We start from the raw sequence: 11,357 nt of genomic DNA, 5'->3' as shown, positions 1-11,357 counted from the left end.
GGGGCGCTCGCCGGCCGGCGCGGGGCGCAGCGCAGCGCGCCGGCGCACCGTGCTCACCGCGGCCTCGTCCAGGAGCGCGGCCGCACCGCTCTGCCCCGGTCGCATCGCCACCGGCGGGGTCCGGCGCTCGGTGCCGAGCAGCGCGGCACTCACGAGGGCGGGCCAGGTGGCGGGGGCGGGCGAGCCGGGTGCGGTGGGGCTGGGTGCGGCCGGGCTGGGCGCGGCGGGTGAGGTAACTGAGGTGGATGTGGCGGGAGAAGAGGCAGAGGTGGGGGTGGTGAGTGAGGAGGAGGTGGTGGGTGAAGTGGGTGTGTTGGGTGAGGTGTTGTTGTGCGTGCCGTTCAGGGTGGGGGTGGTGCTCGTCATGCCCGTCCTCCAGGCATCGGTGGCGTCAGCGGCGTCAGTAGTGGCGTCGGGGAGATCGGTCGCGTGAGTGGGGACGGCTTCCGCTGAGGGCGGGGAGCCGGGGTGGTCGGGGCCGGGGTGCGGGTCACAGGGACACCGGGGTGGGGTCCCAGACGGTCAGCGGCCGGAAGCCGCGGTGGCCGCATTCGCCGAAGACGGTGACCGGCGCCCCGCCCGATATGGCGGCCAGCTGCCAGCGGCCCGCGCCGCCGCAGGAGCGCGGATCCAGCGGCAGCGCCGACTCCCCGTCCGCGTCGGCCAGTTGCCAGCCCGCCCCGTCGCGGCCCGGTATCGGGGTGACATCGCTGAGCACCACGGGCCAGGAGTCCAGCCACGGGTCGTCACGCAGCGCATCGCCGTACGCGGTCAGCGCGGCATCGATGCCGCAGCCGGGCGGCACCGGCCCGGGGGCGGCCGGGGCGTGCCGCTCGCCCAGGGCGGCGCGCAGCGGACGGGCACCGGGGTAGTACGCGAGGTCCGCGTCGAGGACCAGGCCGGGCGGTAGGGCGAGCTCCGGCGGGCGGCCGGCGCCGCCGAATGAGAGGTGCAGCGCCATCCGGCCGGTCCGCTCGCCCCGCAGATAGATCCTTCGGGTGAACAAGGTGCCCTCGGAGCCGTCCTGTTGGGCGAGCACCAGCCAGCGGTCCCGGACCGTCGCCGCCTCGGGACCGGTCAGCAGGCCGGCCGCCTCCGTGGTGAGCCCCACGCGGGAGCGGACCGTCGCCGCGAGCGGGGCCGGCAGGCGGTCGAGGCCGAGGAACCCCTGGTCGAGGAGGTGCAGCAGGGCGCACTCCTCCAGCAGCCGGGCCGGCCAGTCGGGGCCGGACGCCGCCACCGCGCCCAACTCGCGTACCCGTGAGGCGAGTCCGGGCGCCTGGGCGTCGACCATGCGGGCGGCGGTCTCGTCCCAGGAGCCGCCCCCGCCGCCGGTACCGCCCGGGCGGGAGGCGCCCCCTCCGGGGTGCCCGGCCGAGGCCAGGCCGGACCGCAGCAGATCCTCCAGGCGCTGCTCCAGCTCCACGGCACCGGCACCGATCCGCCGCAGCCGCCGGGCGGCCCGCCGGTCGGCCGCCTCCAGGTCGGCGGGCGCCCGCGACGCCGCGCCCGCACCCGCAGACGGACCCGCGGACCGCCCGGCGCGCTCGCGGCGCCCGGCCAGCCACTCGCCCGCCCACGGCGCCGGCTCCCCGGCCGCCACCGCCCCCGCCTCGCCCGCCCAGAGCAGCAGCAGCCCCAGCGCGTGCTTGCACGGAAATTTCCGGCTCGGACAACTACAGCTGAATGCCGGTCCGTTGAGGTCCACCACGGTGCGGTACGGCGTCTTGCCGCTGCCCTTGCATTGCCCCCACACCGCGGCGTCGTCCGCGCCCGTTTCCGACCAGGGCCCGGGCGCCGCGAGCCTGCCGCCCGCCCTGCGCGAGGCCTCGTCAGGCGCCAGCGCGCGCACCTGATCCGTCGTCCAGCGTTCCCCCTGCGGATTCATGTCACCGACGCTACGACGCGCCACTGACAATCCCGCCGTCCGATCCCGAACTCGCAGCTCAGGGACGGTTTTCGGGGCGTTGTCAGTGGTCTGGTGCAGGCTTGATCCCGCAGGCGGCCGACAGCGGTTTCCGCGGTGCGGCCGGCGGACGCGAGACGAGGGGGAATCATGTCCGGGAACAGCTTCGGTGCGGCGGACGGCGCGGCGGTCGCGACCGGGAATCCGGCGGGCGGGGCGGCAGCGGAAGCCGCCGGCGGGGCGGTGCTGCGACCGCATGCCGAGGAGAGCTTCGCGGCGGAGCTGGCGGCCCTCGCCGCGGCCGACGACCGGCCGCGGCCCGAGCGCTGGCGGCTCTCGCCGTGGGCGGTGGCGACCTATCTGCTCGGCGGCACGCTCGCGGACGGCACGGTCATCACACCGAAGTACGTCGGCCCGCGCCGGATCGTCGAGGTCGCGGTGACGACCCTCGCCACGGACCGCGCGCTGCTCCTGCTCGGCGTGCCCGGCACCGCCAAGACCTGGGTCTCGGAGCATCTGGCGGCCGCCGTCAGCGGCGATTCCACCCTGCTGGTGCAGGGCACGGCCGGCACCCCCGAGGAGGCGATCCGCTACGGCTGGAACTACGCCCAGCTGCTCGCGAACGGCCCCAGCCGCGAGGCCCTGGTCCCCAGCCCCGTGATGCGCGCGATGGCGCAGGGCATGACCGCCCGCGTCGAGGAGTTGACCCGCATCCCCGCCGACGTCCAGGACTCGCTCATCACGGTCCTGTCGGAGAAGACTCTGCCGGTCCCCGAGCTGGGGCAGGAGGTGCAGGCCGTCCGCGGCTTCAACCTGATCGCCACCGCCAACGACCGCGACCGCGGCGTCAACGAACTCTCCAGTGCGCTGCGCCGCCGCTTCAACACCGTCGTGCTGCCGCTGCCCGCGACCCCGGAGGAGGAGGTGGACATCGTCTCGCGCCGGGTCGGGCAGATCGGGCGCTCGCTGGATCTCCCGGCCGGACCGGAGGGGATGGACGAGATCCGCCGGGTCGTCACGGTCTTCCGCGAGCTGCGCTCCGGCCTCACCGCCGACGGCCGCACCAAGCTCAAGTCGCCCTCCGGCACCCTCTCCACGGCCGAGGCCATCTCGGTGGTGACCAACGGCCTGGCGCTGGCCACCCACTTCGGGGACGGCGTGCTGCGCTCCGGGGACGTGGCCGCGGGCATCCTGGGCGCCGTGGTCCGCGACCCGGCCGCGGACCGGGTCGTCTGGCAGGAGTATCTGGACACGGTGGTGCGCGAGCGCGACGGCTGGAAGGACTTCTACCGCGCCTGCCGTGAGGTGAGCGCATGACCGGGCCGCTGCTGCTGGGGGTGCGGCATCACGGCCCCGGATCGGCACGGGCGGTGCGGGCCGCCCTGGAGCGGTACACCCCCGCCGCGGTCCTGATCGAGGGCCCGCCGGAGGCGGACGCACTGGTGCCGCTGGCCGCCCGGGAGGACATGCGGCCGCCGGTCGCGCTGCTCGCCCACGCGCAGGACGACCCCGGGCGCGCGGCGTTCTGGCCGCTGGCCGAGTTCTCCCCGGAGTGGGTGGCGATGCGCTGGGCCCTGCGGCACGGCGTCCCGGTCCGCTTCATCGATCTGCCCGCGGCCCACTCTCTGGCCATGGGGGAGGACGAGGAGGCGGCGGACGGCGAGCGGCCCGGAGAGCCCGGAGGCCCCGGAGACCCAGGAGACGAGGAGCCCGGGGAAGGCGCCTCCGGGCCCGCCCGGGGCGGGGATGCCGCGGCCGGGGTCCGGGTCGACCCGATCAGGGTGCTGGCCGAGGCGGCCGGGTACGACGACCCGGAGCGCTGGTGGGAGGACGTGGTCGAGCACCGCGGCGGGGGTACCTCCCGCGCGCCGGGCGGAGGCGGCGGCGAGCAGGAGCCCGACAGCGGTGGCGAGCAGGGGCCCGAAGCCGGGTGCGGCCAGGAGCCCGACGCGGCCGCGCCGTTCGCGGCGCTCGCCGAGGCGATGGGCGCGCTGCGGGAGACCTACGGCGACGGCGGGCACGACCGTGATCCGGTGCGCGAGGCCCATATGCGGCTCCGACTGCGGGCCGCGCGCAAGGAGTTCGGCGACGGCATCGCCGTGGTGTGCGGAGCCTGGCACGTCCCGGCCCTGACGCGGCGCACCACCCTCACCGCCGACCGGCAGCTGCTCAAGGGCCTGCCGAAGGTGAAGGCCACGGTGACCTGGGTGCCCTGGACGTACCGGCGCCTGTCCCGGCACAGCGGTTACGGCGCCGGTGTCGCCGCACCCGGCTGGTACGGCCATCTCTTCAGCGCCCCCGACCGTCCCGTCGAACGCTGGCTGACCAAGGTCGCCGGACTGCTCCGGGAGGAGGACTACGCCGTCTCGTCGGCGCATGTCATCGAAGCGGTGCGGCTCGCCGAGGGGCTGGCCACGGTGCGCGGCCGCCCGCTGCCCGGGCTGACGGAACTGGAGGACGCGGTCCGGGCCGTCATGGGCGACGGCTCCGACGCCCCGTCCGTGCTGATCCGCGACAAGCTGGTGGTCGGCGAGGTGCTGGGCGAGGTCCCCGAGGACGCCCCCGCGGTCCCGTTGCAGCGGGACATCGCCCGTATCCGGCGCACGCTCCGGCTCACCCCGGAGGCGGCGGAGCGGGTGCTGGAGCTGGATCTGCGCAAGGAGACCGACGCCGCGCGCAGCCGCCTGCTGCACCGGCTGCGGCTGCTCGGCATCCCCTGGGGCGAGCCCGACCGCTCCCGCGCCGGCACCGGCACCTTCCGGGAGAGCTGGCGGCTGCGCTGGGAGCCCGAACTCTCGGTCCGGGTCGCGGAGGCCGGTATCTGGGGCACGACGGTGCTCTCGGCCGCCACCGCCAAGGCCGTGTCCGAAGCCGCCGAGGCCGCCACGCTGGCCGGGGTGACGACGCTCGCCGAACACTGCCTGCTCGCCGAACTCCCCGACGCCCTGCCGGTGGTGACGCAGGCCCTCGCCGACCGCGCGGCGCTCGACGCCGACGTGGGCCAACTCGCCCGGTCGCTGCCCGCCCTCGTCCGCTCCGTGCGGTACGGCGATGTCCGCGGCACGGAGTCCGCGGCGCTCCGCGAGGTCGCCACGGGCCTGGCCGAGCGGGTCTTCGTCGGGCTGCCGCCGGCCTGTGCGGGCCTGGACGCCGAAGGCGCCGCCGCCATGCGCGAGCCGCTCGACGCCACCCATCAGGCGGTGGGCCTGCTCGCCCGGCCGGAGCCCGGACAGCGGCCCGCCCCCGACGGCCTGCGGGCGCGGTGGGCGGCCGTCCTGCACACGGTGAGCGCACGGGACGCCGTGCCGGGGCTGCTCCGCGGCGGGGCCGTCAGACTCCTGCTGGACGACGGCGAGTTGCGCGAGGAGGAATCCGCGCGGCTGATGGGGCTCGCCCTCTCGCCCGGCACCCCGCCCGCCGACGCCGCCGGCTGGATCGAGGGCTTCGCCGGCGGCGGGGACGGCGGCATGCTGCTGGTCCACGACGCGCGACTGCTCGCCCTCGTCGACGGCTGGCTGACCGGGGTGCCGGACGCGGCGTTCACGGACGTGCTGCCGCTGCTGCGCAGGACCTTCGCCGAGTACGAGACCGGCGTGCGGCGCACCCTCGGCGAGCTGATCCGCCGCGGGCCCACGGCACCGTCCCAACGGCCGCCCGGCGACGCCCCGGACGCCGCCGCCCCCGGCTTCGGCCCCGGCCTGGACCGCGACCGCGCCGCCGCCGCACTCCCCACACTGCGCCTCCTCCTGGGCATCGGCGAGGAGGACTCCTACGGCCAGACGGCACCCGCCCCGACCTCCACCCCAGCCACACCCCCCACCGCCACGCCCCCGACCCCCTCCGCCACCACCCCCCACCCCACGCCCAACGCGGCAGCCCCCATTCCCGCCACCCCCGTCTCCACCGACCCCGTTCCACCGGCCCCCGTCTCCATCACCCCCGAAGCCGAACGGCTGCGGCGTTGGCGGCTGGTGCTCGGGGGTGGTGGGGCGGAGGGGACGGGGTGTGAGTTGCGGGGGCGGGATGCCGCGATGGACGGGGCGCTGGCCTCGCTCTACGGCCGGGAGGGCGGCGACGGCGGCAAGCGGGCCGACGGCGGCCGTCGTACGGCGGGGCTCGGGGCCTCGGCGCCCGGGGTGGCGCGCTGGCTCGGCGACATCCGTACGTACTTCCCGTCCTCCGTGGTGCAGGTGATGCAGCGTGACGCCATAGACCGGCTGGGGCTGTCCGCGCTGCTGCTGGAACCGGAGATGCTGGAGGCCGTCGAGGCGGACGTCCACCTGGTGGGGACCCTGCTCTCGCTCAACCGGCTGATGCCGGAGCGGGCCAGGGAGTCCGCCCGCGCCGTCGTCCGCACGGTCGTCGAGGAGCTGGAGCGCAAGCTCGCGCACCGCACCCGCGCCACCCTCACCGGCGCGCTGGACCGCTCCGCGCGGATCAGCCGCCCGCGCCACCGCGACATCGACTGGAACCGCACGATCCGGGCGAACCTCAAGAACTACCTCCCCGCGTACCGCACGGTCGTCCCCGAGCGGCTGATCGGCCACGGCCGGGCCGCGCAGTCGGTGCGGAAGGAAGTGGTGCTCTGCATCGACCAGTCCGGGTCGATGGCCGCCTCCGTCGTGTACGCCTCGGTGTTCGGCGCCGTGCTGGCGTCCCTGCGGGCCATCGACACCCGTCTGGTCGTCTTCGACACCGCCGTCGTCGATCTGACGGACCGCCTCGACGACCCGGTCGACGTGCTCTTCGGCACCCAGCTCGGCGGCGGCACGGACATCAACCGCGCGCTCGCCTACTGCCAGTCCCGGATCACCCGCCCCGCGGAGACGGTCGTCGTGCTCGTCAGCGACCTCTACGAGGGCGGTATCCGCGACGAGATGCTCAAGCGGGTCGCCGCCATGAAGGCGTCCGGAGTGCAGTTCGTGACCTTGCTCGCCCTGTCCGACGAAGGCGCCCCGGCCTACGACCGGGAGCACGCGGCGGCTCTCGCGGCCCTGGATGCACCGGCGTTCGCCTGTACGCCCGATCTGTTCCCGGACGTCATGGCGGCCGCCCTGGAGAAACGCCCGCTGCCCATACCGGACATGGCGGAGCAACGGTGACAGGTGGGTCCGCGGGACTTGCGTGGCACCTGGTTTCTCATGCAAGGATCAGGCCATCGCTCGATCGCCCGCGACGCGCGTGACGCCGAGGCCGTGTGCCCGGTCGTCCCCGTCCGTATGGGAAGGTCCCCTCCTTGTCCGCTGTGCTCGCCCTGCCTGCCGCCGTGCGCCTGCCGCGCACGGTCGCCGTGCGGCGTGCACTGCTGGCCGGGCTCTTCCTGGCGGGCTTCGTCGCCCTCGGCTTCGCCTTCGGTCCCGGTGCCCATGCCGTCGACCGGACGCGGACGGCGGATCTGCCCGGGCTCACCGCCCCGGCCGAGACCGCCGCCGGGGCGTCCACCCCGGACCGGGCCGCCACCCGGGACGGGTCGGCGATCCCGAAGGACCGAGCCGGCCAGGCGAACGAAGCAGACCAGGCAGGCCAGGCAGGCCAGGCGGACCGGACGGGCCGGGCGAAGCAACTGTCCGGCGCCGGAACCACGTTGGCACGGCAGGGCAAGGCGTCCGGGGCCGAGCTGGCCCGGCGCGCCCACACCGCGTCCGACAAGGTGGCCGAAACCGTACGGCCCGCCACCGGCCGGGCCGCATCGGCCACCGGCCGCCTCACCCGCCCGGTGAGCCGCGTCGTACGGGAGATCGGGGACTCGGCCCGCGCCGCGCTGCCCGTCCACCTCCCGTCCGGTGAGCACACCGGCCACCCCGGGGACGGCGGTGCGCAGCAGCACGGCCGTACGCCGGACGGCGACCGGACCGCCGGTCAGCGCGGCCCCTGCACGCAGGCCGACGCGGGCACGGGCCGGGCGGCCCACCTCGTCAACGGCCCGCGCACGGCGGCCGACGAGCACCCCTCGGCCACCGTCCACGAGCAGCGGGACCCGGGCCACCACGGCCTTCCGGGGCAGTCCCCGCAGGGCCCGGTGGCGCCCGCCTCGCACAGCGCGGGCGACGGCCACGGCCCCCGTGGCGGGGACCAGCACGCCGCCGATACGGCGGACTCCCTTCGCTTCCGGCTTCTGCCCGGTGGCGTCCGCACGGCCGATGGCGCTCCGACGCGTCGGCGTGCCGAAGAAATCCTCGAATTCCCGGGCTAGGGCAGACCGCTCCGCGTCTGTAACTGGACCTGCCGCGCGGGGGCGGGACAGGTCTGCCCTTTCACCCCTCCTGAATTCGAAGGACTTCACCTCCATGCGCTCCAACATCCGCCGTTCCATCGTCGTCGCCGCTGCCGCCACCGGACTGTGGGCCCTGGGCTCCGTCGCCGCCAACGCCGCCGAACTGCCCGTCGCCGGTGACCTGCCGTCCGCCGGCACGGTGACCGACACCGCCAAGAAGCTGCCCACCGGTGACGTGACCGGCACGGCGACCAAGGCCGCCAAGAAGGTCACCGACACCGCCGCGCGGACGGCGGGCAAGGCCACCGGCGTGCTCGGCGGCGGGGTGTCGACCCAGGACCTGCCCGCGACGGACGGCGTGCAGAAGCTGACCCATGGTCTGGGCCTCCCGGACACCGGTGCGGTCCGCAAGACCGCCGACGTGACGAAGGCGAAGAAGGCCGTCAAGGCGGCCAAGGCGACCAAGGCGGTCAAGGCCGTCAAGAAGACCGCCGAGGGCGCCACCGGTCAGGTCCGGGCCGGCCGCCTCGCCGACGGCACGCTGCCCGCCGTCCCGGCACTGCCCGCCACCGGCATTCCGGCCGCCCGCCTCAGCGACGGCCTGCCCGCCGTCCCGGCGCTGCCCAAGGCCCCCGCGCTGCCCAAGGCTCCGGGTTCGGTCGACAACCTGCTGGCCGGTCTCGCCGGTGCGGGGGTCCGCCCCGAGCAGCTGACGAACCAGGCCAAGGGCGGTCTGGCCACGGCCCGTCCGGTCGTCGACCACGCCGCCTCCGACGTGCTGCCGCCCGTCGCCCGCCGGGTCGTCGTCAAGGTCGTCCCGGTCGCCCAGGGCGCGGTCGGCAACGCCGGTCAGCTCGCGGGTGACGCGGCCGGCCAGGCGACCCCGTTCGTGACCACGGTCGGCGGCCGCGGGCAGCTGCTCGTGCAGGGTGAGACCGGCGAGGCGGTGCCGTTCGCGCAGGGTGTCGCGGCCGACGCGGTGCCGTTCGCCAAGGGCGTCGCGGGCCACGCCACCCCGTTCGCGAAGGGTGTGGCCGCCGACGCCACCCCGTTCGCGCAGGGCCTGACCGCGGTCGTCGCGACCGACGCCCAGGGCACCGCCCACCAGACCGTCGCCGGCGTGCGCGGCCTGACGCCGGCCAAGTCCGTGCCGTCGCTCCCCTCGGTCCCGGCAGTTCCCTCGGTCCCGTCCGTGCCGTCTGTCCCGACCGTGCCCGCCGTCCCGTCGGTGCCCGGCAATGTGACCCACGCCGTCGCCCTCCCGTCGGTGCCCGCCGTGCCCGCCGTCCCGGGTCACGTGACCGACGCCGTGCCGGCCGGCCTGACCCACGCCGTCGCCGTCCCGGCCGACCTCGCCGACCTCACCAACGCCGCCAACATCCCGGCGCTGCCCGCCCTCCCGGTGCAGGGCATCTGAGGCTCGCCGAGCCAGTAACCCCGGTTCACCGGCCGCGGCGGCGGCCGGTACCGGAACACCCGTGAACAGCCGGGCGGTCCTCTGTGGGGGAGGACCGCCCGGCTTCGGCGTTCCCGGAACCCGTCAACAGTGCACCGGCACGCCGTAGTTGAGCCCGACACCCGGCCCCACTCCTATCCCTACCCCCACTTGAGGCCTGGGTCCCCTCGCACCTCGCCCCCTCGCCCCGCGTCCCCTCGCCCCCGCGCCCTGCGCCCGCCCCTCGCCCCCGTGGTCCGCCACCGCCACCCCCGTCCCCCGAAGCGGCCACCGACCGGCCCGCGCAGCGCGCCCGCAGCGCCCCCTGCCGCGCGCGAAAGGGCAGGCGCCTTCCCCTCGCCTCCGACATGCGGATATCCCGAGAAGGCGTAACTTGATCCAAAGATCTGTGATGGTAATCACCGCTGGAGTGTGATCTGTGATTTAGGGGCTCACGGCCCGCGGCGATAACCTGCCGGACGGACATGCCGCGTATCCGGACACCGTGTACGCCTCCCCTGTGACAGCGCCGTCACGTTGCCCTTCGCGGCACGCCCATCGCGGACAACGATCCGCGATCACTACGGCGATTCTGAGAAGACAAGGGACGGACGCGCGTGGACCTGTTCGAGTACCAGGCGAGGGACCTCTTCGCCAAGCACGGTGTACCGGTGCTGGCCGGTGAAGTCATCGACACGCCTGAGGCAGCCCGCGAGGCGACCGAGCGGCTGGGCGGCAAGTCTGTCGTCAAGGCGCAGGTGAAGGTCGGCGGCCGTGGCAAGGCCGGCGGCGTCAAGCTGGCGGCGACCCCGGACGAGGCCGTCGCCCGCGCGACGGACATCCTCGGCATGGACATCAAGGGCCACACGGTCCACAAGGTGATGATCGCCGAGACCGCTCCGGAGATCGCCGAGGAGTACTACGTCTCGTACCTCCTCGACCGCACCAACCGCACCTTCCTGGCCATGGCCTCCGTCGCCGGCGGCATGGACATCGAGGAGGTCGCGGAGAAGACCCCCGAGAAGCTCGCCAAGATCCCGGTCGACGCCAACGAGGGCGTCTCCAAGGAGAAGGCCGCCGAGATCGTCGCCGCCGCGAAGTTCCCGGCCGAGGTCGCCGACCAGGTCGCCGACGTGATGGTCACGCTGTGGAAGACCTTCATCGCCGAGGACGCGCTCCTCGTCGAGGTCAACCCGCTCGCCAAGGTCGCCAGCGGTGAGGTCATCGCCCTCGACGGCAAGGTCTCCCTGGACGAGAACGCCGAGTTCCGTCAGCCGGAGCACGAGGCGCTGGAGGACAAGGCCGCGGCCAACCCGCTCGAGGCCGCTGCCAAGGCCAAGGGCCTGAACTACGTCAAGCTCGACGGCCAGGTCGGCATCATCGGCAACGGCGCGGGTCTCGTCATGAGCACCCTGGACGTCGTCGCCTACGCCGGCGAGAAGCACAGCAACGTCAAGCCCGCCAACTTCCTCGACATCGGTGGCGGCGCCTCCGCCGAGGTCATGGCGAACGGCCTGGAGATCATCCTCGGCGACCCGGACGTCAAGTCCGTCTTCGTCAACGTCTTCGGTGGCATCACCGCCTGCGACGAGGTCGCCAACGGCATCGTGCAGGCCCTGGAGCTGCTCAAGTCCAAGGGCGAGGACGTCAACAAGCCGCTGGTCGTGCGTCTTGACGGCAACAACGCGGAGCTCGGCCGCGAGATCCTGTCGAAGGCCAACCACCCGCTGGTGCAGCGCGTGGACACCATGGACGGCGCGGCCGACAAGGCCGCCGAGCTGGCTGCTAAGTAAAGGACGAGG

Annotated in this window: 7 protein-coding genes and 1 pseudogene; 6 read left to right on the top strand and 2 right to left on the bottom strand. The window is 74.9% G+C overall.

What is annotated here, in order from left to right:
- Both IEY78_RS29120 and IEY78_RS29115 read right to left on the bottom strand, forming a co-directional pair.
- Positions 1-366, bottom strand: a 366-nt coding sequence (locus IEY78_RS29120; protein WP_444544924.1) for a DUF5691 domain-containing protein, incomplete at its 3' end; no start/stop codon positions are given.
- Between the two features lie 124 nt (positions 367-490).
- Entirely contained in the window at positions 491-1,888 is a 1,398-nt protein-coding gene (locus IEY78_RS29115) for an SWIM zinc finger family protein (RefSeq protein WP_189103303.1), read from the bottom strand.
- A 168-nt stretch (positions 1,889-2,056) separates the two neighbouring features.
- Here IEY78_RS29115 and IEY78_RS29110 point away from each other — a divergent pair, with 168 nt between their 5' ends.
- The 6 genes and pseudogenes from IEY78_RS29110 to sucC all read left to right on the top strand — a co-directional run bounded on the left by IEY78_RS29110 (position 2,057) and on the right by sucC (position 11,348).
- Complete coding sequence (locus IEY78_RS29110; protein ID WP_229700234.1) at positions 2,057-3,223, top strand: ATP-binding protein; 1,167 nt, start codon at positions 2,057-2,059, stop codon at positions 3,221-3,223.
- Positions 3,220-5,667: pseudogene (locus tag IEY78_RS34670) on the top strand (DUF5682 family protein); the annotation flags it as partial. The gene IEY78_RS29110 and the pseudogene IEY78_RS34670, both read left to right, overlap by 4 nt.
- A gap of 270 nt (positions 5,668-5,937) precedes the next feature.
- Positions 5,938-7,008, top strand: a complete 1,071-nt coding sequence (locus tag IEY78_RS34665) for a VWA domain-containing protein (RefSeq protein ID WP_308426947.1) — start codon at positions 5,938-5,940, stop codon at positions 7,006-7,008.
- Between the two features lie 134 nt (positions 7,009-7,142).
- Complete coding sequence (locus IEY78_RS29100) at positions 7,143-8,099, top strand: hypothetical protein (protein ID WP_189103299.1); 957 nt, start codon at positions 7,143-7,145, stop codon at positions 8,097-8,099.
- Positions 8,100-8,193: 94 nt separating this feature from the next.
- Positions 8,194-9,537 (top strand): hypothetical protein, encoded by a 1,344-nt coding sequence (locus IEY78_RS29095; protein ID WP_189103297.1) that lies wholly within the window; start codon positions 8,194-8,196, stop codon positions 9,535-9,537.
- 635 nt (positions 9,538-10,172) lie between these two features.
- The gene (gene sucC / locus IEY78_RS29090; RefSeq protein WP_189103295.1) at positions 10,173-11,348 is read left to right on the top strand and encodes an ADP-forming succinate--CoA ligase subunit beta; all 1,176 of its coding nucleotides are present in this window, start codon (positions 10,173-10,175) and stop codon (positions 11,346-11,348) included.
- Positions 11,349-11,357 lie beyond the last annotated feature (9 nt).

The organism is Streptomyces kronopolitis, from assembly GCF_014646275.1.
GTDB lineage: Bacteria > Actinomycetota > Actinomycetes > Streptomycetales > Streptomycetaceae > Streptomyces > Streptomyces kronopolitis.
Note: the sequence above shows the minus strand (reverse complement) of the source record. Positions and strands in the feature narration are given on the sequence as shown.